The sequence below is a fragment of the Streptomyces sp. NPDC001393 genome, from assembly GCF_053597455.1.
On sequence record NZ_JBSFIH010000005.1, the window covers coordinates 117,867 to 143,668 of the forward strand.

At 71.0% G+C, this 25,802-nt stretch carries 24 protein-coding genes and 1 tRNA gene; 14 read left to right on the plus strand and 11 right to left on the minus strand.

Going from position 1 to position 25,802, the window contains the following annotated elements; genetic code table 11:
* Window positions 1-6: 6 nt before the first annotated feature.
* The 3 genes from ACWC2T_RS08765 to ACWC2T_RS08775 form a co-directional block, all read right to left on the minus strand.
* On the minus strand, window positions 7-660 hold the full coding sequence (locus tag ACWC2T_RS08765) for an SCO family protein (RefSeq protein WP_450669693.1): 654 nt from the start codon (window positions 658-660) through the stop codon (window positions 7-9).
* Window positions 661-766: 106 nt separating this feature from the next.
* Window positions 767-1,501 carry a YcnI family copper-binding membrane protein gene (locus ACWC2T_RS08770; RefSeq protein WP_450669694.1) on the minus strand — a complete coding sequence of 245 codons (735 nt, stop codon included), beginning with the start codon at window positions 1,499-1,501 and terminating at the stop codon, window positions 767-769.
* 129 nt (window positions 1,502-1,630) lie between these two features.
* A complete protein-coding gene (locus ACWC2T_RS08775; RefSeq protein ID WP_450669695.1) occupies window positions 1,631-2,512 on the minus strand; it encodes a hypothetical protein in 882 nt (293 codons plus the stop codon).
* A gap of 186 nt (window positions 2,513-2,698) precedes the next feature.
* Between ACWC2T_RS08775 and ACWC2T_RS08780 the strand changes: the two genes are divergently transcribed.
* Together ACWC2T_RS08780 and ACWC2T_RS08785 are read left to right on the plus strand one after the other, a co-directional pair.
* Window positions 2,699-3,145, plus strand: a complete 447-nt coding sequence (locus ACWC2T_RS08780; RefSeq protein ID WP_450669696.1) for an ATP-binding protein — start codon at window positions 2,699-2,701, stop codon at window positions 3,143-3,145.
* A gap of 7 nt (window positions 3,146-3,152) precedes the next feature.
* The gene (locus ACWC2T_RS08785) at window positions 3,153-3,716 is read left to right on the plus strand and encodes a GNAT family N-acetyltransferase (RefSeq protein WP_450669697.1); all 564 of its coding nucleotides are present in this window, start codon (window positions 3,153-3,155) and stop codon (window positions 3,714-3,716) included.
* 10 nt (window positions 3,717-3,726) lie between these two features.
* On the opposite strand, the gene pdxR is transcribed toward ACWC2T_RS08785, so the two are convergent.
* From pdxR to ACWC2T_RS08800, 3 genes are all read right to left on the minus strand, one after another.
* Entirely contained in the window at window positions 3,727-5,091 is a 1,365-nt protein-coding gene (gene pdxR, locus ACWC2T_RS08790; protein ID WP_450669698.1) for a MocR-like pyridoxine biosynthesis transcription factor PdxR, read from the minus strand.
* Between the two features lie 65 nt (window positions 5,092-5,156).
* Window positions 5,157-6,641 carry an aminopeptidase P family protein gene (locus tag ACWC2T_RS08795; RefSeq protein ID WP_450669699.1) on the minus strand — a complete coding sequence of 495 codons (1,485 nt, stop codon included), beginning with the start codon at window positions 6,639-6,641 and terminating at the stop codon, window positions 5,157-5,159.
* A gap of 146 nt (window positions 6,642-6,787) precedes the next feature.
* Complete coding sequence (locus ACWC2T_RS08800; RefSeq protein WP_450669700.1) at window positions 6,788-8,185, minus strand: SpoIIE family protein phosphatase; 1,398 nt, start codon at window positions 8,183-8,185, stop codon at window positions 6,788-6,790.
* A 611-nt stretch (window positions 8,186-8,796) separates the two neighbouring features.
* On the opposite strand from ACWC2T_RS08800, the gene ACWC2T_RS08805 reads away from it, so the two are divergent.
* Both ACWC2T_RS08805 and ACWC2T_RS08810 read left to right on the plus strand, forming a co-directional pair.
* On the plus strand, window positions 8,797-9,483 hold the full coding sequence (locus tag ACWC2T_RS08805) for a bifunctional DNA primase/polymerase (protein WP_450669701.1): 687 nt from the start codon (window positions 8,797-8,799) through the stop codon (window positions 9,481-9,483).
* Between the two features lie 174 nt (window positions 9,484-9,657).
* Window positions 9,658-10,371, plus strand: a complete 714-nt coding sequence (locus ACWC2T_RS08810) for a hypothetical protein (RefSeq protein ID WP_450669702.1) — start codon at window positions 9,658-9,660, stop codon at window positions 10,369-10,371.
* A gap of 245 nt (window positions 10,372-10,616) precedes the next feature.
* Here the strand turns inward: ACWC2T_RS08810 and ACWC2T_RS08815 are convergent, their stop codons facing one another.
* The 3 genes from ACWC2T_RS08815 to ACWC2T_RS08825 form a co-directional block, all read right to left on the minus strand.
* Window positions 10,617-11,582, minus strand: coding sequence for a DUF5926 family protein (locus ACWC2T_RS08815; RefSeq protein ID WP_450669703.1), 966 nt, complete (start codon window positions 11,580-11,582; stop codon window positions 10,617-10,619).
* Between the two features lie 358 nt (window positions 11,583-11,940).
* A complete protein-coding gene (locus ACWC2T_RS08820; RefSeq protein ID WP_450669800.1) occupies window positions 11,941-12,579 on the minus strand; it encodes an ATP-binding protein in 639 nt (212 codons plus the stop codon).
* A gap of 168 nt (window positions 12,580-12,747) precedes the next feature.
* Window positions 12,748-13,578 (minus strand): glycerophosphodiester phosphodiesterase, encoded by an 831-nt coding sequence (locus ACWC2T_RS08825; protein WP_450669704.1) that lies wholly within the window; start codon window positions 13,576-13,578, stop codon window positions 12,748-12,750.
* 260 nt (window positions 13,579-13,838) lie between these two features.
* Between ACWC2T_RS08825 and ACWC2T_RS08830 the strand changes: the two genes are divergently transcribed.
* From ACWC2T_RS08830 to ACWC2T_RS08850, 5 genes are all read left to right on the plus strand, one after another.
* Window positions 13,839-15,452, plus strand: coding sequence for a trypsin-like peptidase domain-containing protein (locus tag ACWC2T_RS08830; protein ID WP_450669705.1), 1,614 nt, complete (start codon window positions 13,839-13,841; stop codon window positions 15,450-15,452).
* Window positions 15,453-15,692: 240 nt separating this feature from the next.
* A tRNA-Ser gene (locus ACWC2T_RS08835) sits at window positions 15,693-15,777 on the plus strand.
* A 159-nt stretch (window positions 15,778-15,936) separates the two neighbouring features.
* The gene (locus ACWC2T_RS08840) at window positions 15,937-16,305 is read left to right on the plus strand and encodes a hypothetical protein (RefSeq protein ID WP_450669706.1); all 369 of its coding nucleotides are present in this window, start codon (window positions 15,937-15,939) and stop codon (window positions 16,303-16,305) included.
* A gap of 216 nt (window positions 16,306-16,521) precedes the next feature.
* Window positions 16,522-17,241, plus strand: coding sequence for a hypothetical protein (locus ACWC2T_RS08845; RefSeq protein ID WP_450669707.1), 720 nt, complete (start codon window positions 16,522-16,524; stop codon window positions 17,239-17,241).
* A 371-nt stretch (window positions 17,242-17,612) separates the two neighbouring features.
* Window positions 17,613-18,059 carry a hypothetical protein gene (locus ACWC2T_RS08850; RefSeq protein WP_450669708.1) on the plus strand — a complete coding sequence of 149 codons (447 nt, stop codon included), beginning with the start codon at window positions 17,613-17,615 and terminating at the stop codon, window positions 18,057-18,059.
* Between the two features lie 144 nt (window positions 18,060-18,203).
* Here ACWC2T_RS08850 and ACWC2T_RS08855 read toward each other — a convergent pair whose 3' ends face one another.
* Together ACWC2T_RS08855 and ACWC2T_RS08860 are read right to left on the minus strand one after the other, a co-directional pair.
* On the minus strand, window positions 18,204-19,031 hold the full coding sequence (locus ACWC2T_RS08855) for a hypothetical protein (protein WP_450669709.1): 828 nt from the start codon (window positions 19,029-19,031) through the stop codon (window positions 18,204-18,206).
* 534 nt (window positions 19,032-19,565) lie between these two features.
* A complete protein-coding gene (locus ACWC2T_RS08860) occupies window positions 19,566-20,444 on the minus strand; it encodes a bifunctional DNA primase/polymerase (protein WP_450669710.1) in 879 nt (292 codons plus the stop codon).
* 366 nt (window positions 20,445-20,810) lie between these two features.
* Between ACWC2T_RS08860 and ACWC2T_RS08865 the strand changes: the two genes are divergently transcribed.
* From ACWC2T_RS08865 to ACWC2T_RS08885, 5 genes are all read left to right on the plus strand, one after another.
* Window positions 20,811-21,128, plus strand: a complete 318-nt coding sequence (locus ACWC2T_RS08865; RefSeq protein ID WP_450669711.1) for a hypothetical protein — start codon at window positions 20,811-20,813, stop codon at window positions 21,126-21,128.
* A gap of 722 nt (window positions 21,129-21,850) precedes the next feature.
* Window positions 21,851-22,861, plus strand: a complete 1,011-nt coding sequence (locus ACWC2T_RS08870) for a bifunctional MaoC family dehydratase N-terminal/OB-fold nucleic acid binding domain-containing protein (protein WP_450669801.1) — start codon at window positions 21,851-21,853, stop codon at window positions 22,859-22,861.
* 132 nt (window positions 22,862-22,993) lie between these two features.
* Window positions 22,994-23,437, plus strand: coding sequence for an acyl dehydratase (locus tag ACWC2T_RS08875; RefSeq protein WP_450669712.1), 444 nt, complete (start codon window positions 22,994-22,996; stop codon window positions 23,435-23,437).
* Window positions 23,434-24,600, plus strand: coding sequence for a lipid-transfer protein (locus ACWC2T_RS08880; RefSeq protein WP_450669713.1), 1,167 nt, complete (start codon window positions 23,434-23,436; stop codon window positions 24,598-24,600). Before ACWC2T_RS08875 ends, ACWC2T_RS08880 begins: the two co-directional genes overlap by 4 nt.
* A 490-nt stretch (window positions 24,601-25,090) precedes the next feature.
* Window positions 25,091-25,684, plus strand: a complete 594-nt coding sequence (locus ACWC2T_RS08885) for a SigE family RNA polymerase sigma factor (protein ID WP_450669714.1) — start codon at window positions 25,091-25,093, stop codon at window positions 25,682-25,684.
* Window positions 25,685-25,802 lie beyond the last annotated feature (118 nt).

A 25,802-nucleotide genomic window follows, 5' to 3' on the forward strand; every position in this document is an offset into this window, starting at 1 on the left:
GTTGCCTCACGGGTTCGCCCCCTTGACGAGCTTGGGCAGGTCCCTGGTGTAGTCGTCGACCGTGGCGTCCTCGCCGTAGAGGACGTAACCGCCGTTCGTCTTCGGGGAGAAGGCGATCACCTGGGTGCCGTGGACGGAGACGAGCTTGCCGTTCTTGTCCTTCGCGGTCGGCTCCACGGAGATGCCGACGGAGCGGGCACCGGCCTGGATGGTGGCGAAGTCCCCGGTCAGGCCGATGAACTGCGGGTCGATGCCCTTGAGCCACTTGCCCAGCTCGGCCGGGGTGTCCCGGCCGGGGTCGGTGGTGACGAACACGACCCGCAGGTCGTTCTGTTCGGCCTGGGGCAGCGCCTTCTTGGCGACGGCGATGTTGCTCATCGTCGTCGGGCAGATGTCGGGGCAGTGGGTGTAGCCGAAGTACAGCAGGGTCGGGTGGCCCTTGGTCTCCTGGCGGAGGCCGTACTTCTTGCCGTGCGTGTCGGTGAGGACGAGGTCCGGCTTCTCGAAGGGCTGGTCGAGGACCGTGGCGGCCTTGCCCGAGTCGGACTCCTGCGAGACCGCGGAGACCGGCGACTTGCCGTCGTCTCCGCTGCCGCAGGCGGAGAGGGCCAGGGTGGCGGCGGCGAGCAGCGCGGCCGCGGCGAACGTCTTCTTACGCATAAAGAAATGTCCCAGATGTGAGTAATCCGGCGCGCACCGGGGGTCGTACGACGGCCAGGAAAGCGTCGCACGCCTCGCACGACCCCCGTGCGCGGCCCGGAAGGGCTTAGGCGGTCCGGCGGCGGCCCGCGAGGACGCCGTAGGCGACGCCCGCGACGCCGGCGACGATGCCGACCACGGCGAGCACGCGTGCGGTGATGTCGGTGTCGTGGGAGCCGGATCCGGAGTCGGCGGCGCTCGCGGCCTTGTCGGAGGCGTCCTCGGCGCCCGCCGTGCCGTGGTGGTCGCCGGTCGCGGCGGACAGTTCGAGCACCGGAGCCGGGTTCTCCGGCTCGTCCTGGCCGGCCTGCGGCACCTCGATCCAGCGCACGACCTCCTTGTCGGAGTACGTCTGGATGGCCTTGAACACGAGCTGGTCGGTGTTCTCGGGCAGGGCGCCGAGGGACAGCGGGAACTTCTGGAAGTAGCCGGGCTGGATGCCCTTGCCGTCGGCGGCGGTCCACGTGACCTTGGTGACGGCCTCGTCGATCTTCTCGTTGTGCACGGTCAGCGGCTTGTCCAGCTTGGACTTGGTGACCTGCGCGTTCCAGCCGGGCACGGCCTGCGGCATGACCGAGGCGATCGGGTGGTCGGCCGGGAGGTTCACCTCGACCTTGGTCGTCGAGGCCTTGTCGCGCTCGTTGGGGACCTTGAAGTCGACGACCGTGTAACCGCCCTTGGCCGCGGGGGTCTCCGGCTGCACGGTGACGTGCGCGAAGGCGGGGACGGACAGTGCCAGGACGGCCGTGCCCGCGACGGCGCCGGCGGCGGTGACACGAGAAGCGATACGGGAAGCCTGCATGGCAGGAGCACTCCACTCCGAGAGTTCTGATGACAGAGTTCTGATGACGAGAGAGGTACGCGCACGCGCGCGTGCCGCGCGACGGCGGCAGCCCTCTCCCTGCATCGGTGGAGCGGTGCGCGCGTCGCGTCAGGCGGCGAGACGGAAGGCGGCGGCGGGCGGGCCGCGCCGGATCACCGTGTGCTGGAGTGCGGTGGTGTGCGGGCCGGGTGCCTCGTCCCGGGCGGTACGACGGCCGCGCGGGAGGGGCTCGGAGGCGGGCAGGAGCCCGGCGCACAGGGCGCGTGCCAGCGCGAGCGCGGCGCGCAGGGACCGTACGAGCGTCCCCTCCGCGACTTCGTGCGCCGACAGCTCGATCAGCCGCAGCAGCGCCAGGTCGCCGCGGCGCAGCAGCCAGCCCGCGGCGACGGCCGCGAGGACGTGACCGAGCAGCATGGGCAGCGAGGGCAGCAGCGCGGCCGAGGACCCGGTGGCGTCGTACGCGTGGTGCATGCCGCCCATGACTGTCACGGGCCGGCCCGAGCGGTCGACGAGATGGGCGGCGAGCAGCAGGTGGAAGGCGTGCCCCGGGGTCAGGGCGGCCGGGCTCGCCCCGCACAGCAGCCGCGCGGCCTGCTCCACCAGCGCGGTGTCGCTGAGCGAGGAGACCGTGGAGCCGGTGGAGTTCATCGACCCCATCGATCCCATCGACCACGTCGACCCAGTCGCCATCCCGGCGCCGGTCATGACAGCCCCGTGCTGGCCCAGCCCGAACAGCGTGTGCAGCGCGGTCTGGCCGAGCGCGAGGAGCGCGGCGATGCCCGGCAGCGAGCGGGCCCGCCCGGCGAGCGGCACCACGAGCAGCAGACAGCCGAGGAAGCCCGCGCCCAGTGTCCACAGGGGCACGCTCGCGCAGGAGGCGAGGGTGTGCCCGCACGCGGCCAGCGCGACGCAGACCGCGGCGAACACCGCGGCCCGCAGGATCCGGAGCCCGGCTCCGGGACGCGCCGTGCGCGGGTGGGGGGCAGTCATGGCGGCCTCATCATCGCACTGCGCTTACCGGCGCCCTACGGCAGGGCCGCGGGAACGTCCCTCATACACCGATTCCTCCCTCGGCGCATCGGCCGTATGGGCGGAGTCACGTCAACGGTGTGCTTACGTCCCCCTACGGGCGGCAATACGTATCGGTATGTCGAGCCGCGGCCAGGAGGCTGGAGCATGAGCATCTGGTGGTCACTCCATCTGCGCCGCGAGGCCGCGAGCGTGCCGCTCGCCCGGCGGCTGTTGATCGGCACCATGGAGACGGCGGGCGTCGACCCCGAGATCTCCTACGACCTGTCCGTCGCCCTGACCGAGGCCTGCGCGAACGCCGTCGAACACGGCGGGAACACGCCGCACGGGGGCGCGTCGGAGGCGTACCGGGTGACCGCGTATCTCGACGGCGAGAAGTGCCGTATCGAAGTGGCCGACTCCGGACCGGGGTTCGCCCGCGCCCAGGAGATCCGGCCCGCCCGCGCGGACGCCGAGCACGGCCGCGGGCTCTGTCTCATCCGCGAACTCGCCGACCATGTCCACATCGGCGCCAAACCCGGCCGGGGCGGCACGGTGGTCAGCTTCGACAAGATCCTCAAGTGGACGAAGGATCCCTCGCTGCTGACGGCATAGTGAGGGCATGGAGATCGAGAGCGGTGACATAGCGGACGGGGTGACACTGCGGCTGTCGGCGCCGGCCGACGCGGGCGCGCTGTGCGCGGCCTACGTGGACAACCGTGAGCACCTGCGGCCCTGGGAGCCGCGCCGGCCGGAGTCCTTCTTCACCGAGGCGGGGCAGCGGGAGCGGATCGACGGGCTGCTGCGGCTGTTCGCCGAGGGCCGCGCGGTGCCCTTCGTGTTCCAGGCGGTGGACGGGCGGATCGTCGGGACCATCACCCTGACCGGGATCACCCGAGGGCCCTTCTGCAGTTCTTCCCTGGGCTACTGGGTGGCCGCCGGCCACCAGGGCCGCGGCCTGGCCACGGCCGCCGTGCGGCGGGTCTGCCGGATCGCGCGGGACACGGTGGGGCTGCACCGGATCGAGGCGTCCACGCTGCTCGGGAACACCGGCTCGCAGCGGGTGCTGGCGAAGTGCGGGTTCGAACCGATCGGCCTGGCCCCGAAGTACCTGCACATCGACGGGGAGTGGCGGGACTGCCGGCTCTTCCAGCGAATCCTGCACGACGACGATCCCGCCGTGTGACGGGCCCCGCTCAGCCCTCCAGCACCTTCGCCAGTACCTCCAGCGCCTCCGGATACGCCCGCTCGCGAGGCGTGCCGTAGCCGACGACCAACCCCTGCGGGCGGCCGGGGCCGGGCTCGTGCCAGTGGTCGCCGAGGGCGCCGAGGGCGAGGTCCTCCGCCTGTGCGCGGGCGAGCACCTCCGCCTCGTCGGGCACGTCGATCAGGGCGTGCAGTCCGGCCGCGATGCCGTGCACGCTCCGGCCCGCGCCCAGCCGGTCCAGCAACTGGTCCCGGCGGCGCCGGTAGCGCAGCCGGCACGCGCGCACGTGCCGGTCGTACGCGTGGCTGTCGATCAGCTCGGCGAGGGCCAGCTGGCCGATGGTCTCGGTGTGGTGGTCGCTGTGCAGCTTGGCGTCGGCGACCGCGTCGACCAGATGCGGCGGCAGTACCATCCAGCCGAGGCGGAGTGCGGGGCCCAGCGTCTTGGAGGCGGTGCCGAGGTACACCACCTGGCCGGGGGCCATGCCCTGGAGCGCGCCGACCGGCTGGCGGTCGTAGCGGAACTCGCCGTCGTAGTCGTCCTCGACGATCAGCCCGCCACGCGCGCGTGCCCAGTCGCCGAGCGCCCGCCGCCGCTCCGGGCACAGGGTCACCCCGGTCGGGTACTGGTGCGCCGGTGTGACCACCACGGCGGCGGCCTCGCCCAGCTCCTCGGGGCGCACCCCGTGCGCGTCGACGGGCGCCGGCAGGACCGTTCCGCCACCCCGCCGTACGACTTCCCGGTGGAACGGCAGCCCGGGGTCCTCCATGGCGACGGCGGCCCCGTCCAGCACGCGCGTGAGCAGCGCGAGGCCCTGGACGTACCCGGAGGTGATGACGATCCGCTCCGGTGGCGCGAGCACCCCGCGCGCCCGGCCCAGATAGCCGGAGAGGGCCGTGCGCAGCTCGATCCGGCCGCGCGGGTCGCCGTAGTCGTACGCCAGTGAGGGCGCCGTCGCTATGGCCCGGCGCAGCGCGCGCAGCCAGGCCGCCGCCGGGAACGCGCCGACGTCCGGGCTGCCGGGGCGCAGATCGAAACGCGGGGCACGCGTGCGTGCCGTGGTGCCGGGTTCCGCCGAGGCGACGGGCGGCAGTTCGGCGACCCGGGTGCCCGAGCCCTGCCGCGCCGTCAGGTACCCCTCGGCGACGAGCTGGTCGTAGGCGGCCTTGGCGGTGCCGCGGGAGATGCCGAGCTCGGTGGCGAGCCGCCGGGTGGCCGGCAGCCGGGTCCCCGGCACCAGCCGGCCGTCCCGTACGGCGTTGCGCAGGGCCCGCTCCAGTCCGGTACGGCGCCCGTCCGCCGCGTCCGGCTCCAGATGCAGATCGACACCGACACCGGACCAGAAGTCGTCCACGAGAACCTTCCCCCAGGCACGTGAAGGGCCGGGCACTCCCCGGTACCCGGCCATTCAAACGCAGATCAGCCCTTCAGTGCGGCCATCCAGGCCTCGACCTCGTCGGAGCGGCGCGGCAGACCGGCCGAAAGGTTTCGGTTGCCGTCCTGAGTGACGAGGATGTCGTCCTCGATGCGGACGCCGATGCCCCGGTACTCCTCCGGCACGGTCAGGTCGTCGGCCTGGAAGTACAGCCCCGGCTCGACGGTGAGGACCATGCCCGGCTCCAGCGTGCCCTCCACGTACGTCTCGGTCCGCGCGGCCGCGCAGTCGTGGACGTCCATGCCGAGCATGTGGCCGGTGCCGTGCAGGGTCCAGCGGCGCTGCAGGCCCAGGTCCAGGACGCGCTCCACCGGGCCCTCGACCAGGCCCCACTCGACGAGCTTCTCGGCGAGCACGCGCTGGGCGGCGTCGTGGAAGTCGCGGTACTTGGCGCCCGGCTTGACGGCCGCGATACCGGCCTCCTGGGCCTCGTACACGGCGTCGTAGATCTTCTTCTGGATCTCGCTGTACGTGCCGCCCACCGGCAGCGTGCGCGTGACGTCGGCGGTGTAGAGGGTGTGGGTCTCCACGCCCGCGTCCAGCAGGAGCAGGTCGCCGGAGCGGACCGGGCCGTCGTTGCGGACCCAGTGCAGAGTGCAGGCGTGCGGGCCGGCCGCGCAGATCGAGCCGTAGCCGACGTCGTTGCCCTCCACGCGCGCGCGGAGGAAGAAGGTGCCCTCGATGTAGCGCTCGGACGTGGCCTCGGCCTTGTCGAGGACCTTCACCACGTCCTCGAAGCCGCGGACCGTGGAGTCCACGGCCTTCTGCAGCTCGCCGATCTCGAACTCGTCCTTGATCAGCCGGGCCTCGGAGAGGAAGACGCGCAGTTCCTCGTCGCGCTCGGCGGTGACCTTGTCGGTCAGCGCGGCCTCGATGCCGGCGTCGTAGCCGCGCACGACCCGCACCGGGCCGGTGGCCTCGCGCAGCTTGTCGGCCAGCTCGCGCACGTCGGCGGCCGGGATGCCGTACAGCGCCTCGGACTCGGTGAGGGAGTGGCGGCGGCCGACCCACAGCTCGCCCTGGCCGGAGAGCCAGAACTCGCCGTTCTCGCGGTTCGAGCGGGGCAGAAGGTAGATCGTTTCCTCATGGCCGCCGTCCTTGGGCTCCAGGACCAGGACGCCGTCTTCGGTCTGGTTGCCGGTGAGGTACGCGTACTCGACGGACGAGCGGAAGGCGTACTCGGTGTCGTTCGAGCGGGTCTTCAGGTTGCCCGCCGGGATCACCAGGCGCTCGCCCGGGAAGCGGGCGGAGAGCGCGGCGCGGCGGCGCGCGGTCTCGGCGGCCTGCGGGACCGGCTCCAGGTCACGCAGTTCCGTGTCGGCCCAGCCGGACTTCATGTTCTCGGCCAGCTCGTCGGAGACGCCCGGGTACAGGCCGTTCTTCCGCTGCTTGATGGGCTCCTCGGACTCGGTCTCGGGGCCCTCCGCGGTAGCGGAGTCGGGCACAGCCGGGTTGAGCTCGTCGGACACGTGATCCTCCTCGATACGCCTTGTGATCTCCCCCGGGGCCCGCGACGCTCCTGCTTGTGGCCGAGCGGGGACCTCCATCATCGTACGGTCGTACCGGGAGCGGGCCAGGCCGGATGACCTGTTATGCCCGGTCATCACAGGTGGGCTCAGTCGAAGCGGGCCGCCAGCAGCACCACGTCCTCCTCGCTGTCGGCCTCGTCCAGACCGCCCGGCAGCACGGTGCGCAGGACGTGGTCGGCGACGGCGCCCGGGTCGTGGCGCAGTGCGCGCGGGATGCTCGCGGCGGCCGTGTGCAGGCGGGTGAAGGCGCGGTCCGTCGGGTCGCCGGTACGGTGCAGCAGCCCGTCGGTGTAGAGCAGGACCGTCTCCCCTGCCTCGGCCTGGATCTCGACGCTCGGCGCCTCCCAGCAGGCGAGCATGCCGAGCGGGGCGGAGACGGAGGTCTCGGCGAACTCGGTGCGGCGCTCGCCGATCAGCAGCGGGGGGCTGTGTCCGGCGCCGGCCAGGGTGATCTTGCGCAGGGCGGGCTCGCAGTAGGCGAACAGCGCGGTGGCCGAGCGGGCGGGCTCGGTCAGCCGCAGCAGCAGCTCCAGATCGGACAGGACGGCGACCGGGTCCTCGCCCTCCATCACGGCGTACGCGCGCAAGGAGGCGCGCAGCCGGCCCATCGCGGCCACGGCGCTGGGCCCGGAGCCGGTGACCGAGCCGACCGAGAGGCCGAGCGCGGCGTCCGGCAGGGGCAGCGCGTCGTACCAGTCGCCGCCGCCGCGCGGGCCGGTGCGGTGCCGGGCGGCGAGCTGGACGCCGGGCACGCGGGGCAGCCGGGTGGGCAGCAGTTCCTCGGTGAGGGTCGCCACGTGCGCGCGCGTGCGTTCCACCTCCACCAGCCGGGCCAGGTGCTCGGTGGCGTGCCGGACGTAGAGGCCGGCGAGGTGGCGCTGCCGCTCGTGGGGTTCGGCCGGTTCGTCGTAGAGCCAGACGGCGGCGCCGAGGCGGCCGGCGGAGTCGGTGGCGAGGGGCAGGGCGTAGCTGGCGGCGTAGCCGAGACGGGCGGCGACCTCGCGGTGCCGGGGGTCGAGGCCGTCCTCGGCGAGCAGATCGGGGTGGATGATCTCGGCGGCGGTGTTGGTGTCGTACGGCAGCGCGCCGCGCGGGACGGTCTCGATGTGGCCGAGGTCGGCCCGGCCGAGGCCCAGGCCGAGGGTGGTGCGGGGGCCGAGCCCGTCGCCGGGTTCCAGGGCGACCAGGCCGCGGCGGGCGCCGACGAGGGCGGCTCCGGCGCGCAGGAGTTCGTGGAGGGCGGCATCCAGGGCGTTCGTGCGGGACAGGCGCTCGGTGAGTTCGTGGAGGGTCGTGAGGTCCGAGACCCAGCCGGCCAGCCGGTCCTGGAGGAGGGCGCCGGGTGCGGGGGTGTTGGGGGCCGGGACGGGAGGGGTGCCGGGGGAGGGATCGGCGTCGGCGGCGGGGGGAGTGGGCGCAGTGTGTGCGGGCGTCGGAACCGTTGGATCGATTCCGGCCACTTTCGGGGGGTGCGGGGCGTTCATGGCGTCCGGCCTTCAGACCGGTGCGTATTGCTGAAAAGCATCGCAAACCCCCATGTCATTCTGCGCCGCTAGCAGTGTCTCCACATGTACACGCACTCGTGAGGGGATGTCCAGCATTGTCCTGCAGGGATTCCTGGTGTCCGTGAGTCTGGCGAGGTTTCCCTCGAACCCCTTGCCTTACTGCCAAGTTGGCTGAAAACTGCACCAGGTATCGGTCCATTGCGGTCGACTGGCCTTGCTCCACGGAGCGTCACAGCGGTCGTGATGGGTACGTACTCGGTGAAGGCCAGGGGTGGTTGGGGACCACCCGGAACCTGGCGACGGACCCGGGCGTCATAGCCACCGACGGCCGAGCCCCATCCTCCCTGGCGGAGGCGGAGAGAAACACGCGCGACGGCAAAACGCCATACTTCGCCACCCCCGTGCCGCAACCGTGCTTTTTGATGGACGCACTATGGACGCGGACGCGGCCCATGCTCGACCCCTTGGGGTTCCCCCTGTCATGCGCAGGGGCGTGATGCGCCAACAGGTACGCACAGTGAAGTGATCGACACATGATGTGATGTGGACCACGGTGTTGCCAGCGGTGCAACGGAAAGGAACGAGCGCTCATGCGCGAGATCCTCGGAAGGCGACGCAGGCTCCTGTCCAGGCGGAACGACGGGAGGCCCAGGCGGAACGACGAGAGGCCTGAGCTGATCGGCGCGGCCCTGACCTTCGCGACCGAATGGCAGTGGCCGGTACTCCCGGGCGTGGCCCCGGACCCGCAGGGGCGGGCCCGCTGCGCCTGCCCCGACCCGGAGTGCACGGTGCCCGGTGCGCACCCCTTCGATCCCGGCCTGCTCGCCGCCACGACCGACGCCCGCATGGTGCGCTGGTGGTGGACCAACCGGCCGAGCGCGCCGATCGTCCTGGCCACCGGGGGCAAGGCGCCCTGCGCGGTCAGCCTGCCGGCGCTCGCCGCCTCCCGCGCCCTCGCCCTGCTCGACCGGCGGGGCATGCGCCTCGGCCCGGTGATCGCCGCCCCGACCCGCTGGGCGCTGCTGGTGAAGCCGTACTCCATGGAGCAGTTGGGCGAACTGCTCTACGCCAAGGACTTCGTCCCCGGCTCCCTGCGCTTCCACGGCGAGGGCGGCTACCTCGCCCTGCCCCCGTCCGAGACCGGCCAGGGCGCCGTCCGCTGGGAGCGCGCGCCGCTGCCCGGCTCGGCCTCGCCCTGGGTGCCCGACGTGGAGGCCGTGGTGGACGCCGTGATCGACGCCCTCACTCGTACGGGTGTGAGCGCGCCCGAGTTGTAGGGGTGTCCGGCGCGGGCGGGGCCGCGAGCCCTGCCGGCTCGTTATCTTCCGCACATGCTGCATATGTCTGGGGGACATGGCCCTCGGTTCTCCGGGGGGCCTTCTGGGCGGCACGGCCGCCGATCTGCGCGGGGGGCGGAACGACGGTCGAGGGCCTGGCCGAGATGGGTGCGCGTGCCGGACTCCGGGAAGGTACGGCTGCTCGCGTTGATCGGTGTCGTGGTGGCCGCGGTCGTGCTGCCGCTCGCCGTGGCGTCCGCCGGGCAGGTGGGCGAGGCGGCCCGCCGCGCGATGGCCGGGAAGGCGCGGGACGCCCTACGGCTCCCTGGGCGTGAGGGCGCTTCGGGGCGCGCCGTGGGGAGCGCTTCGGGGCACGCCTCCGCCGGGGGCTCCGGGCGGGGCGAGGAGGGATCCGGGTCGGGGGACGGGGGATCCGGGCGAGGGGTCGAGGGATCCGGGTGGGGGGACGACAAGCTGCCCTCGCTCGATGGGTCCACCCGGCTGCTCGGGCTCGGCCTGGCCACCGCCGCGCGGTGTGGCCTCCAGCTCACCTCCCCCGACGGCATCGAGGCGCAGACCTGTGTCCTGGCTCAGGGCACCGACACCTGGGCCCGCACCTACTACCGCAACTCCACCGGCAAGTCGCTGGATGCCGTGCTCAGCCTGATGGGTCCGGGCGGCCGCAGTGTGCAGACGCACTGTGTGACGGGCGGCGACGACGAGCCCGCCACCTGCGAGACACCCCGCGAGCGCAGCCGGGGCGGCATGGACGCCTACACGGCCGTCACCGAGTTCGCCGCGCGCGGGGCCGACGGGGCGCTGCTGCTGCGCTCGACCAGCAACACCGCGGAGGGTGACGGCAACTCCGTGACCAACAACGGGAGTTGACGTTCCGCGGCGCTGTGGGCGTCGTACGCGGGCATGGAAAGACCCGGTTGCTGGCGACGGGGGATGCACCAGCAACCGGGCTACTGGAACGGTAACAAGAGATCGGCGGTTCGCAAATTCCGTCCGGGGCATTCGGCCACCGATTTCCCTGTCACCCAGGGGGAGTTGTGACAGGAGTCACCCGTTTCCGTGAGCGGTGCGCGCGCCTTACCGACCGTTCAGCCGCCCCGGCGCGCGCGGCCGCGTCAGCTGAGCGTGACCTGCCGGTTGGTCAGTCCGCCACGCGCCCGGCGCTCGTCCGCGGTGAGCGGCTCGGTGGCGGCCAGGGCGGCGGCGAGGCGCTCGGCGAACTCGGCGGCCGGCTTCTCCACGTCGTCCGCCGTGACCCCGCTCGGCAGGTCCCAGACCGGCACGGTGAGGCCGTGAGCACGGAAGGAGCCCACGAGCCGGGTGCCCTCGCCCAGGTTGGAGCGGCCCGCCGCGTGCAGCCGCGCGAGAGCGTCCAGAAGCTGCTCCTCCGGATGCGGCATCACCCAGCGCAGGTGGTTCTTCTCCGGGGTCTCGCACCAGTAGGCGGCGTCCACACCGCTCAGCCTCGCCGTCGGGATCGCGGCCGCGTTGGCCCGCTCCAGGGAGGCGGTCACCTCGGGCGTGGCGTTCTCCGCGTCCGGCACCCAGAACTCGAAGCCGCTGTGCACGACCGGCTCGAACGGTGCCTGGAGGTCGAGCACGTCCTGCAGCCGCGGGCCGCCGGCCGGGGCGCGGCGGCCCTGGACCGGGGTGCCGGGCTCGGCCGTCAGGGCGCGCTGCAGGGTGTCGGCGAGGTCGCGGCTGAGGTCGCCTGACGAGGTGTCGTTCTGCAGGCCGAGCAGGACCGAGCCGTCGTCGCGGCGCAGCGCGGGCCAGGCCATCGGCAGCACCGTGGCCAGCGTGACGGACGGGACGCCCTCGGGCAGGGCGTCCTTGAGGGTCAGCTCGACCGTCGCGGCCGGCACCAGCTCGCGCAGCGCCACCCAGTCGCACTCGCCGGGCAGCCCCTCGAACGGGCGGTGCACCAGCTCGGTCGCCGCGTGTGCCGCGGCCCGGCCGTGGCACGCCTTGTAGCGCCGGCCGCTGCCGCAGGGGCAGGGCTCGCGGGCGCCGACAACCGGGACCTCTGCATCGCTGAGCTGCGGCCGCTCGGCCTTCGTCTGGGGTCGCTTCTTGGCCATCGTGGGTGTCTCCCGGTTACGGCTCTTCTCGTACGGGCGGGAGCCTAGCCGTTCAGGCCATGACCGGCGGGAACCTGTGGACAACGCACGCCAGCACGACGCCAACGGTGTGAACCTGTGGACAACTTCGGCCTGTCCCGCACCCCGGCCCAGCCCCTGCCGCCCAGGGCCCACGGTCACCTGGTTCCCGGCCCTCGGCCGTTGGTCCGGCTCTCGGCTCTCGTCCGTCGGTGCGGGGCCCGGGATCCACCCCCCGGGTCCAGCTGCTCGACCGTGTCCGCCGGCCGGTGTCATTCACCGCGCGGCTCGCCCGAGCTCCTCGAGCATGCCCGGCGGCCCAACTCCTCGGCCACGCCGGTCAGTCCAGGTCGTCGAACGCGTCCACGAAGTCCAGGCCCGGCAGGTCCGGGAGCGCGGGAGAGGTGACGCGCGTAGCGAAACCGTCACGCCGGCACCCGGCATCGGGATCGTGGACGTCGGCGTGGACCACCACCCAGACCGTCACCTCGCCGTGGACGTCGTCCCGGACGCCCCAGTCGTCGGCGAGGGCCGTGATGATGTTCAGCCCGCGGCCGCCGTGCGCGGTCACCGACGGGGTGGCCGGTGCCGGGCGGGTCGGACCGCCGCCGTCCGTCACTTCCACGATGAGCCGGCCCCGCGTGTCGACCCGCCACGCGGCGCGCACATCACCGTCGCCGGCCAGCGCGTTGCCCAGGGGCCGCCCGTGTTTGCAGGCATTGCTCAGCAGTTCGGAAAGGATCAGTACGGCATCGTCGATGACCGATTCGGACACGCCACCGCTGCGCAACTGCGAACGCATCCGGTGTCTCGCCTTCCCCACGCCCGCAGGGCCATGGGGTACGGCCATGCTCGACGACGTGGGCACCTCCTGTGCCACCACCAACGCCACCCCCGAGACCTCCTTTGCCCCACGCCACGGTGTGGATGCCCCATTGGCCTGTACCGGAAACCGGCCAATCCTCTTCCGGTGACGCATTCGCAACGGCCCTGCACGGAGCGAACGCGCCGGAGCACTCCCTGTGACGAAGGCCCTTCTTCTGGTCGTCGTATGGCTGGATTTCAGTGGTCTGGCCGAGAGTGGAGGATTCAGCAGCCGCACAGCGGGGTCAAGGGGACGGACGCGGCCCTTACCGGCCTCTTGAGGTCACATGCGCCCCAGCTGCCGCAGAACCGCGCGCGGGCGGTTGGTGATGATGGCGTCGATGCCCAGCTCGACGCAGAGATCGACGTCCTCGGGCTCGTTCACGGTCCACACATGCACCTGGTGACCGGCGCGCTGCAGCCGCTCCACATAGGCGGGGTTGTTGCGCACGATGCGGATCGAGGGCCCCGCGATCCGCACGCCCGCGGGCAGCCGCCCGTCGCGCAGCCGAGGGGTGAGGAACTGCACCAGATAGACCGTCGGCAGCGTCGGCGCGGCGGCACGTACGCGGTGCAGCGAGCGCGCCGAGAAACTCATGACCCGGACCTGGGACTCGGCGGCGGAGGCCGGCGCGTCCAGGCCGAACCGCTTCAGCAGCGTCAGCAGCCGCTCCTCGACCTGGCCGGCCCAGCGCGTGGGGTGCTTGGTCTCGATGGCGAGCTCCACTCGCCGCCCGGCGTCGGCGACCAGCTCCAGCAGTCGCTCCAGAGTGAGCACGGAGGTCTCCTTGCGGTCCTCCGGCCGGTGCTCCCAGTCGGGCTCCTCGTCCCGTCCGCGCCAGCTCTCACGCGTCTTCCAGGAGCCGAAGTCGAGCGCGGCGAGATCGGCCAGTTCCAGCGCGGAGACGGCGCCGCGGCCGTTGGAGGTACGGTTCACACGACGGTCGTGCACGCAGACCAGATGGCCGTCGGCGGTCAGTCGTACGTCGCACTCGAGGGCGTCGGCGCCGTCCTCGATCGCCTTCTTGTAGGCGGCCAGGGTGTGCTCGGGCGCGTCTTCGGAGGCGCCCCGATGGGCGACGACCTGGACGGAGCGCTGTCGTGCGTGGGTCACCGCGTCATGGTGCCACCGTCCGGAGGCGTACGGGGCGGCCGGGGCGCACCCGGTGCCCGTTTATGTAACTTTTGCCGGTAAGGCCCTGTGTAAGGACTGGGCGCGGACCCACAGCCGCCGCTTATGGTGCTCTGACGGCTCGTGGGAAAAGCTGACTGCATACAAACGGAACAGTGGAGACTGACCACAGCACCATGCGCAGCTGCCGAGCGTGAGCAAGTGCGACCGAACACAACAGCCGTGGACCGAGGAGAAGAGCTGTGAGCACCGAGAACGAGGGCAACGAGGTACCCCAGGCCCCGTCAGCACCTCCTGTGCCGGTGGCCTCTCCCACCACCTCCCCGGAAGGCTCCGCCCCCGGGGGGAACGAGCCGACGGCGCCCCTTCCGCCCGTCCCCCAGGACGCTCCGGCCGCGGCCGAAACCGAGCCCGGCCGGCCCGCCACCGCCCCGCACACCGCCGCCCCGCACACCGCCGCCCCGCACGCATCCGGCCCGGCTCCCTCGGGTCCGGCCCCCGACGGTTCCTGGCCACCTCCGCCGCCGGCCAACCCGCCGTACGGCGAGAGCGCGGCCCACGGCGCCGGCGCGCCCTACGGCGATGGAGCGTCCCACGGCGGCGCGCCCTACGGCGACGGTGGTGCCGGTGCCGCCGGCTTCGGAGCGGGCGGCGCGGGCGGCGCGGGTGGCGCGGGCGGCGCGGGTGGCGCCGGCGGCTGGGGAGCGTCGTACCAGCAGCCCGCCCCCAAGCCGCGCAGCGGCCGCGGCGGTCTCGTCGCCGCGGTCCTGGTGGCCGCTCTGGTCGCGGGCGGCCTGGGCGGCGGCCTCGGCTACACCCTGGCCAAGAACAGCGACAGCAGCGGCTCCACCACCGTCTCCGCCTCCGACAGCGGCGCGACCCAGGTCAAGCGCGCGCCCGGCACGATCGCCAGCGTGGCCGCCAGGGCGCTGCCCAGCACGGTCACCATCGAATCCGAGAGCACCAACGGCCAGGGTGGCACGGGCACCGGGTTCGTCTTCGACAAACAGGGCCACATCATCACCAACAACCACGTGGTGGCGGATTCGCTCGACGGCGGCAAGCTGACGGCCACGTTCCCGAACGGCAGGAAGTACGACGCCGAGGTCGTCGGCCACGCCCAGGGCTACGACGTGGCGGTCATCAAGCTCAAGAACCCCCCGTCGGACCTCAATCCGCTGGCCCTGGGCGACTCCGACAAGGTGGCCGTAGGCGACGAGACGATCGCCATCGGCGCGCCCTTCGGCCTGTCCAACACGGTGACCGCCGGCATCATCAGCGCCAAGAACCGCCCGGTGGCCTCCAGCGACGGCAGCTCCGGCAGCAAGGCGTCGTACATGAGCGCGCTGCAGACCGACGCGTCGATCAACCCGGGCAACTCCGGCGGCCCGCTGCTGGACGCCTCCGGCGCGGTCATCGGCATCAACTCGGCGATCCAGTCGACCAACAGCGGCGGGTTCGGTTCCGGCCAGTCCGGCTCGATCGGCCTGGGCTTCGCCATCCCGATCAACCAGGCCAAGTACGTCGCCCAGCAGCTGATCGGCACCGGCAAGCCGGTGTACGCCAAGATCGGCGCCTCCGTCTCGCTGGAGGACTCCACCGGCGGCGCGAAGATCACCGACCAGGGCGCGGGCGGCTCCGCCGCGGTCGAGTCGGGCGGGCCGGCCGACAAGGCGGGCCTCAAGCCGGGTGACGTCATCACCAAGCTGGACGACATGGTGATCGACAGCGGTCCGACCCTGATCGGCGAGATCTGGACCCACAAGCCCGGCGACAAGGTCACGGTCACCTACAAGCGCGGCGGCCAGGAACACACGGTCCAGCTGACCCTGGGTTCCCGAGTCGGCGACAACTGACCGGACCGACCGGCACGCACGCGTAGGGGCGCTTCTCGACGAGGGGCGCCCCTCGGCGGTCGGCATCGCCCGCCCCTGACCTGTCACCATGCAGCCGGCCCCGGGTCCCCCACCGGCCCCGGGTGCCCCACCGGCCCCAGGTCCCCCACCGGCTCCGGGGCCCCGCTACGGACCACACCGCCCGCCGGACTGTGGATCCCGGTACGCTGTACCCGCTCCGCCCCTGGTGGGCGGGGACGAGGTGGGTTGCCCGAGCGGCCTAAGGGAACGGTCTTGAAAACCGTCGTGGCGCGAGTCACCGTGGGTTCAAATCCCACACCCACCGCGCAGGTTGACGGCCCCTGACCAGGCGATACGGTCGGGGGCCGTTGCGTTGCGCGGTGCCCGTTCGTCTCCGTAGTTCCCCGTGGTTTTCCGCAGGATCGGGCACGGATGGGGCACGGGCCTGCTACGAGGCAGACGAACAGGATGCACTCTGGCGGGCTTGCACATCTATGATCCCCGGGTGATGACACGTGATGGCCTCACGGTCACGGTCGCGGTGATGGTCGGGCGTGGCACGCCTGTCCATGGGTGGGGCTTGCTGCCGCTGTTTTTTCTGGGGGCGTTCTTCGCGGCTGTGGGTTTGGTCCTGGTTCTCGACTATCGAGGGTTCGCGACCTGGCACCGCCGACGGGCTGAGGCGAGTGTGCCCTCGTGGTTGCGGCGCCTGTCCGAGGGCCGTAGAGGGCAGCGGCGCGACTTCAACGACCGCGTCAACCGGGTCATGCAGAAGGTAGTGGCCTGGGGGTTCCTGGTTGTTGGCGTGTTCATCGCCGTCGGCGTCTCCGCCCAGGGGATCTCGGGACGGTAGCTCTGGTACCTCAGCTTGGGAAGCTGCGAGCATTCGAGGCCGGTTTGGGGACTGACCTGGAACGGCTGTGATGCAGCCTCGTCGGGCCAGGTTGCTTTCACCGTCGTTCCCCGCTGTTCCCCGCTCGTTCTGGTGCGCTTGTGGTGCGGTGCCGTATGCGCATCCCGTCGAAGGCGCAGAGGCAGGAGCGCCCGCGTCTCGTGCCATGATCCTCGGGTGCTGCAGATCCCGGGATATAAAGGCGGCCCTCTGATCGAGGGGAGCGCGTATCTGGACGACCCCTTGTTCTGGCCGGTGCACCTCGGTAGCTGTTTGCGCGGTGAGGACGCGCAACGAGCCGCGTTCGGTGCCGACTGGGATGCGGCCATGGAGCTGTACCGCGCGCTCTCCGCCGACCGCGAGTGGCCAGTGTTCAGCGTGCCCCTGCGCTCCGGTCACACCATCTACGTCGTCTACCGCAACCTCGACGGGGACCGAGGGGTGGACTACCTGATACGTCACCCGGCTTGGTCGGCAGCGGAAACCCTCGCAGTCGACGACGGCCATTTCATGGGGCCCGGCACGGCCTGGCCGGAACTGCTGTCCGTCGCTCGACAGCCGGCACAAGACGGTGTTGGTGATACTGATGCTCGCCTCCTGCTGCTCTTTCCGACCCTTGGCGATGCGCGGCTCCCCGACGACGCGGCGGTTCCCCTCACTGCCGCGCTGGCCGCTCTCACGTTGATCGAAGAGCCCGCCGAAGTAGCAGGGATGCTCCTGGAGAACCAGGGCCAATGGGAGCCTGTCCACTGGCGGTTGGCAAACGGCGTCTGGATCAACGACGGTGGGTACTCCTACCGAAACCCTCGCAATGCCTTCGCCCTGTCCGCGGGGCGCCTTCGGGAGATCAGCAACGCTTTGAACGACGAGGAGCGACAGCCGCGCCGGGCATCCTGACGAAGCTCTGAGCTTGGGAAGCTTGGGTTTTCTAGCGGCAGTTTCTGTGCTGACCTGCGGCGGGGCGGTGTTGCGTCCCTGGCCGTACCCGCGGCCAGTCCCCGCTGTTCCCCGTAGTTCTCCGCAGGAATCTGGCACGCGCATGGCACGACCCGTTCGCTCCGGAGAACCCTGGGCGGAAGCTCAGACTCGGGGGCTGAGCCTCAGCCGACGACAGTCAGCCACGACGGTGGGTGCGCCGACCGATCAGGCGCGCGTGTGCCTCGCTGCACCCCACCGTCCTCAGCTACGCTATCCGAGCCTGCCGTGACACTGTGCGCCGTCCGTGCGCCCGTGATCGACTTCATCGGGTCCCACTACGATCCGCCTGCATGGCGAAGAAGAAGAATGACCTCTGGCGCTACTGGGGCCTCATCGCATTCATCATCGCTATTACTGGATGGCTGACTTCCGGCATAGGCCCCATTGGCATCACCGTCTTATCTGCACTCAGCTTCATTTGGTTCCTTTTTCAGGCGCCTGTGCCGTGCGGCGCGCTTAATCGCGGAGATGTAGAGCAGTGCCGCAACAATGGTCGAGGGGTTCTGCGCGGCTGCCACATAAAGCAACATCAGTGGCAGAAATTGAAAGCTCTCGTCTTGCGCCGTCGATGGCGGCAGATTTCATCGGAGCTCTTTCCGAACGCGACCACAGCATTGGCTAGCATGGGCGCTATTATCGCTCTTCTGTCTTCAGCGATTGGTGTCTTCAAGTCGCTGACTAGGGATGAGATGACAGCTCGCCTGACACTGAATCGCGTCGAACTAAGTCCGCTCTGAACTATTGCCGATGACTCGGGCGATGCCCGAGCGAAGTTGCTGTGGTTGCTGTACTTCGCTGCTGTACTTACAGGCATCCCTGTTCATCACCGCCCAGCGGCCGCTGCCGTTGGGCGGTGATGAAGGACAGTTGAGGCATGGCTGTCATGTGTCCCCGAACACCAGATCCTTGACACACCCACCGACATGGATGGTCGAGGCGCCGAAGCCGAAAATTCCGCCGTCGGAGTCGACGAGCGCATCCGCGTCTACTGAGCACATGTACGAGACGCCGGCTTCCGCAGAGAAGAATCCCTCCGGAGAGACCGTGACCCCGAACTGTTCCTGGCCATGGCTCTCGAGCCAGCCCACGCCGTCACTCCAGGTCGGCTGGACTTGAGTGTTGAGCACTGTGACGATGAAAGGGGGAGGGGCACTGAAATCGATCTTCCAAACGTTTAGAGACGTCGTGAAGTCGTTGTGGGCGACGTAGCCCTCAGCGCTGTCCCACCAGTCGATGTTGAAAGCGACATCGGCGGCGAACCGCTGCTGGGGATTGTCCTCTGTCGCGGTGAACCAGGAGCCGATCGAGATCCATGCATGGTCGGATTCCTGGCCGATGGACTGCACGTTGAGGCTGAAGGTACCGTCATCGGCGGCCGCCGAAGCCCCACCGATATGGTTCACTGAGTCGTATGAACCCGACTTCACGGTGGCATTCGACTCGACCGTGATCCGGGGTACGACCGGTTCCGCCTTGAGCTCGGGTGCGGCAAGCCACGCAGCGGCACGCCGTTGGAGTTCTTCCGCCACCTCGACGCGGCACTTGGCGGCTGCCTCTTCATCGATCCGGCCGCTCAACACGGACTCGATCCGTTCTCGGGCACGGCGAGCTTCGGCCCGGTGCTGGTGCTTTCGACGCATGGCCCGGTCGTGCGCCCGGCGTGCCTTTTCCTCCAGCAGGAAGCTGTCTCGCAAGCGAGAGTCGTTCATGGTAATTTTTGTTCTCCTTATTGGATGGATCCCTGCAAGCAGTAATGAGGGTCGTAAAGCCCGAGCTGGTAGCTTCAGGCCCTTTCTTTCCGCCAGCCATGACATCGTCTTCGATGCTGAAGCGAGAATGGATAAGATCCTTTAGGCATCCGATCGTGGATGGCGTTGTTCACCTATAGTCCGATCACGAGCGGCTCTCCTGTCATGTCACTGAGAATCGTGACTTGACACGGCGCGGTAGTCGTGAAGTGAGGTCGGTGGAGCGATTTTGGGCTGGAGCTGCTTTGGCGCGAGTGATCACGGCCCGTAAGCTTCCGGCGCGTCGGGCAGTCTGTGGACCTGCCTGGTAAAGCACGACGTTGGGGCCATGATCTTCGAGGCTCGCGCGGCGTAGGGCCGTGATCGCCGAAAGGTCTTAAAAACCGTCGTGGCGCGAGTCACCGTGGGTTAAAATCCCACACCCACCGCGGATGCCGGAAAGGGGCGCCCCCTGAGGGGGCGCCCCTTTCACGTGCTCCGTCGGCCTCCTCGCTGTCAGGGGCGATGCCCCGTCATCCGCGCCGCCGAGGCGATCGTCGCGCGGGCCTCGCGTTCGGACAGGCCGGTGCCCAGTGCGGCCTCGGTCAGGGGGTCGGCCAGAGCGGGGCCGATGCCGTTCTCGTAGGCACGGCAGGCAGCCCAGAAGAGGCGGGTGTTGCGCTGGCCCTCGTGCGCGGAGAGGACGAACTGGACCAGGCCGCGGCCGTGGTCGGCGGGGACCGGAGGGTTCGGATGCGGATGCGAGGGCCGGGGCGGCGGCACGAGCAGGCGCAGCAGGGACGGCGGGCAGGGGGCGGGGGCGAGGTGGGCGGTGCCGGGCGTGGTCGTGTACACGCCGTGGTCGGTGCGGGAGCCGGGGCCCACGAGGTAGCCGCCGGCGCCGCGGATGTCGATGCCGGGGGCCAGGCGCCCGGCGGAGTTCGGTACGACGACGTCCGGCGGGCCGGTGAGCCACAGGTGGCGCCCGCCACTCGGGGTGCGGACGACGACCGTCTCCGGAATGGTGAACAGATGGCGCAGGGCCAGTTCGCGCAGCGCGGTCGAGGAGCTCGTACCGGACTTGGTGTCCAGGTCGACGCCGATCAGGTGGTACGGCGGCAGTCCGCAGGCGATGCCGTAGCCGGTGGCCCAGGGCGCGGCGGCGAACAGCTCGCGGATGCGGACGGGGTCGGCCGAGGCGTCGTACACGCCGTGGCCGAAGCGGCCGCACTGGCCGTGGCAGCGGGGCCCGGCCGGGTCGGGGTCGTCGCGGTGGGGTGAGCGCAGGGCCGGGAGCTTCGTCCGGGACAGGGGGATGACGGCCAGGCCGCGTTCGGCGGCTGACAGGGCATGTGCGAGGGCCAGCGTCGTGGCCTGCCGGTCGGTGTAGGCCATGCTTCTATGTTCGTACGTACGTTCGAAAAAAGGAAGGTGCGGCGGGTGGTGACGCGCCGGAGCGGGGAAATTGGCCGGATGTCTGGCGGAACGATTCACCCCTTGCGCGGCTTGGTGGGGAGAAACGCAGACTCGTCCCTTCTGGGCGGTGAAGGTGCAAAAGGTGGCGATGGGGGTTTATCGACTTGTCATAACGCTTGCGTGCGAATCGGGTCTTCCGGGGTGGTTCGCCGGGGATTCGGTGGGCAACTCTGATCTCGCGACGTCGTCCACGGTCAGAGCGGTCGGCCAACTGCCCTGACGCAAGCCGTACTTCATGTACGTCCGGCCCTAGTGCCGCAGAGTTCTCGGTTCTGGAGGAACAACATGGCAAGCATCCGTACCGCCCGCGTACTCGCCGCCGTCGCAGCACTTCCGCTCGCAGCCGCCCTCTTCGGTGGCGTCGCGGCCGCCGACAACGGCTCCCTCGCGGACAACGGATCGAGCGCCAACACCGGTGTGGCGGGCATCATCGGCAGCGGAGTCGGCCACAACAACAACGGAAACTCGTCCACCACGCAGCAGAACGCGGTCGGCAACGGTGCCTCGAACCAGAGCAACGCCGCCCAGGTCAACGGCTCCGCGTGGACGGCGATCCAGCAGGGGAACGAGAACGTCGCCGTCCACTTCACCGAGCTGTGGTGACCCGGGGGCGGGGCCCCTCTCGGTGAGGGTCCTCGTGGGGTGTGCTTCAGGGTCGTAAGGCGTCTGCGCGGCGGTGCTTCGGTGCCGCCGCGCAGGCGTGTTCCCGCGCCCGGTCCTGCGCCGGGGAGCTTGACACCCAGCCGGTATCTGACGGACAGTCAGAAACTGTCCTGTCAGGTACGCGAGGCCGGGAGGGCCCCCGCCGTGCACCTCGCCCCCACGAAGCGGCAGCAGCGCCTGCACGCCGAACTCCGCGCCCGATTCAGGGCCGTGCCGCCGCAGTACGGCGAACCGGCCGGCTTCCGCGCGTGGTTGCGCCGCATCGGTGCCGAAGGCCGGCTGGGCATCGGCCGGCCGGTCGAGTGCGACGGCTGGTCGCCGATCACTGGCCGAGTCGACCGCGAGCGGGTCGCGCTCGCCGCCGTCCGTACACCCGATCCAGTGAATCCGGGGCGCCGGATCGATGAGCCGTGGGGGCGTCTCCGGGCGGCCGGGGCGCATGTCCGACTACCCGCAAACCGCCTGTTCAGCCGGTGTTCGAGGGTAGGCGTGGGGGCCGGTCGAACGGCTCCCGGCGAGGCCGGCGGCGGGGAATCGGCGGGGAATCGGCGGGGAATCGGCGGGGAATCGGCGGGAACGGAATCGACTGTCGCGACGTATCGCATGTGTGAGGAGATCGTCGCGACGAGGCGGCTCGGGATGACGAGGGGGCGGCGGTGAGCATGGGGACGGATGCGAGGGCGGCGGTGAGTGGGGAGATGGACGAGCGGGCGGCGGTGAGTGGGGAGACGGACGAGCGGGCGGCGGTGAGTGGGGAGACGGACGAGGTGGGCGCGCGGCTCAAGGCGTACGAGGGGCGGCCGGCCGCCGTCGCCGGGGCGGGCAAGGACCCGGTGAACGCGCCGATGATCCGGCACTGGTGCGAGGCCATGGGCGACACCAACCCGGCCTACTCCGGCCCGGACGCCATCGCCCCGCCCACCATGCTCCAGGCGTGGACGATGGGCGGCCTGTCCGGACACGAGGGCCGTACGGGTGCCTACGACGACCTGCTGTCCCTCCTCGATGCCTCGGGCTGTACGGCCGTGGTGGCCACCGACTGCGAGCAGGAGTACCTACGGCCCCTGCGCCCGGGCGACCGGGTCACGTTCGACTCGCTGATCGAGTCGGTCTCCGGCCGCAAGAAGACCAAGCTGGGCACCGGGTACTTCGTCACGACCCGCACGGACGTCCGGGTCGACGGCGACCTCGTGGGCACCCACCGCTTCCGCATCCTCAAGTACGCCCCGGCCCGCCGGAGACTCCCGGCCCCGCGCCCCCGCCCGGTGGTGGGCCGGGACAACGCGGGCTTCTGGCAGGGCGTGGCCGAGCACAGGCTCCTCATCCAGCGCTGCACGGACTGCGGCACCCTGCGCCACCCCTGGCTGCCGGGCTGCAACACGTGCGGCTGCCCGGACTGGGACACGGTCGAGTCGAGCGGCGAGGGGACGGTCTACTCGTACGTGGTGATGCACCACCCGCCCTTCCCGGCGTTCGACCCTCCCTACGCGGTCGGCCTCGTCGAACTCGCCGAGGGCGTACGGATGGTGAGCTGTGTGACCGGGGTGCCGTACGACAAGGTGCGCATCGGGTTGCCCGTCCAGGTGGAGTTCCGGACCTACGAGGACGCGGAGGGCGCGCTGGTCCTACCCGTCTTCCGGGTCGTCGAGGGCCAGGGCGAGGGCGAGGCCTGACATGGACGTCACGCCCGGGCGGGGGCAGGGGATCGCGCACACCGGTCGGCAGCTGGACGCCTGTCCGGGCTCGGGCGGGCCCGAAGTGTGCTGGGAGACCCAAGGGAGTTGATCGCGCGTGGGGAGTGAGGCATGAAGACGGCACCGACGACGGCACTCACGGCGGGCGCCGCGCTGCCCCCGCTGGAGATCCCGGTCACGCGGACGCTGATCGTGGCGGGGGCGATCGCGTCGCGGGACTACCAGGACGTGCACCACGACGCCGAGTCGGCCAGGCAGAAGGGCTCACCCGACGTCTTCATGAACATCCTGACGACGAACGGCCTGGTCGGCAGATACATCACGGACCACTTCGGCCCGACGGCGATCCTCCGCAAGGTCGCCATCAGGCTCGGGGCACCCAACTACCCAGGGGACACGATGGTGTTGACGGGCACGATCGAGACGGTCGACGGCGACACCGCCACCGTACGGGTCGTCGGCGCCAACGCCCTCGGCAGACATGTGACGGGCACGGTGACGGTCACGGTCCCGGAGGCCCCCGCCACGGCCCCGGACGCGGAGGCCCGCTCATGAGTGCCCCGGCGCGCGACACCCTGGCCGGGCGCGCCGCGATCGCCGGGATCGGGGCCACCGAGTTCTCCAAGGACTCCGGGCGCAGCGAACTGCGGCTGGCCGTGGAGGCGGTGCGGGCCGCGCTGGACGACGCGGGGCTGGCGCCGGCGGACGTGGACGGGATGGTGACCTTCACGATGGACACCAACCCGGAGATCACGGTGGCCCAGGCATGTGGGATGGGCGAGCTGTCCTTCTTCTCCCGGGTGCACTACGGCGGCGGTGCGGCCTGCGCGACCGTGCTCCAGGGGGCGCTCGCGGTGGCGACGGGCATGGCGGAGGTCGTGGTCTGCTACCGGGCGTTCAACGAACGCTCGGGCCGGAGGTTCGGCGCCGGCGTGCAGCACCGGGAGCCGTCGGCGGAGGGCGTGGCGCTCGGCTGGGTGCTGCCGTTCGGACTGCTCACCCCGGCCTCCTGGGTGGCGATGGCGGCCCAGCGGTACCTGCACACGTACGGGCTGAAGCCGGAGGTGTTCGGGCATGTGGCCGTGGTGGACCGCAAGTACGCGGCGACGAACCCGGCGGCGTACTTCCACGGCCGCCCGATCACGCTCGCCGAACACGCGGCGTCCCGCTGGGTCGTGGAGCCGCTGCGCCTGCTGGACTGCTGCCAGGAGACCGACGGCGGGCAGGCGATCGTCGTCACCTCGGTGGAGCGGGCCCGGGACCTGCCGCATCCGCCGGCTGTGATCGCGGCGGCCGCCCAGGGCGCCGGCCGGGCGCAGGAGCAGATGACCAGCTTCTACCGGGACGATCTGACCGGCCTGCCGGAGATGGGCGTGGTGGCCCGCCGGCTGTGGCGCACCTCCGGTCTGGCGCCCGCCGACATCGATGTGGGGATCCTGTACGACCATTTCACCCCGTTCGTGCTGATGCAGCTGGAGGAGTTCGGGTTCTGCGGGAAGGGGGAGGCGGCGGACTTCGTGGCCGAGGAGCGGCTGCCGCTCAACACACACGGGGGCCAGCTCGGGGAGGCCTATCTGCACGGGATGAACGGCATAGCGGAGGCGGTGCGCCAGCTGCGGGGCACGGCGGTGAACCAGATACCGGGCGCGGCCCGGACCCTGGTGACGGCCGGCACCGGGGTGCCGACCTCGGGGCTGGTCCTGGCGGCGGATGACTGACAGCCCACGGCGGATACCCCATGGCGGACGGCTTACGGCTCACGGCGGACGAGCCAGGGCCGACGGTTGACGGCCCACGGCCCACGGCGGATGCCCCACGGCGGACCGCTTACGGCCCACGGCGGACCGCTTACGGCCCACGGCGGACGCCCAACGCCCCACGCCCCACGGCGGACGCCCAACGACCCACGGCGGATGCCCCACGGCTCACGGCGGACGGTACGGCTCGCGGTTCACGGCCGGCCGACGGGCCGCCTCCCCGCCCCCCGGTGTCCGTGAGAGGCGCCGGGCCCGCCCCGGACTCGGGGTCGGACCAGCGGGCGGAACCGGGACCGACCGGGGTGGAGTCAGGGTCGTACCCGCAGACCGGGTGGAGTCGCCGTCCACCTTCAGGAGGTGGAGCCTGCCCCACCCCTACAACCTGAGGGGGACGCCGCTTCAGGACCTGGGGGCGATCCGATCCCGGGGAGTCCGCTCCTAGCGTGGAGCCATGACCACACCCGTCTGCACCAGCGCCTCGGCCGCCGCCGCACCAAGGCGGCAGACCGTCCCCAACTCCCGGCTCCGGCCGGGCGGGGAGGCTCCGACATATCCGACGTTCGCGTCGTATGTGCGGGCTCGCCAGCCGGTCCTGCTGCGCACCGCGCGCTCGCTCACCGCGAACCCGAGCGACGCCGAGGACCTGTTGCAGACCGCGCTCGCCAAGACCTACGTGGCCTGGGAGCGGATCGAGGACCAGCGGGCGCTCGACGGCTATGTGCGCCGGGCGCTGTTGAACACCCGGACCTCGCAGTGGCGCAAGCGCAGGGTGGACGAGTTCACCTGCGACGAGCTGCCCGAGCCGGAGCCCGTGCCGGGCGACGACGACCCGGCCGAGCGGCAGGCACTGCACGACGCGATGTGGCGGGCGATCATGAAACTGCCGGCCCGGCAGCGCGCGATGGTCGTCCTGCGCTACTACGAGGACCTCAGCGAGGCCCAGACCGCCGAGGTCCTCGGGGTGTCGGTGGGCACGGTGAAGTCGGCCGTGTCGCGCGCGCTGGCCAAGCTGCGCGAGGACCCCGAGCTGGGCCTGGTGCGCTAGGCCCTGTCGTCAAATTCCCGCCTGCCCCGCGATGACAGGACCTGGGCCCCGGCCGGCTCGCCGGTTTTTCCTCCCGGGTGACTCATCCCCTAGTGACATACCGCGCGGTATGTGAGCA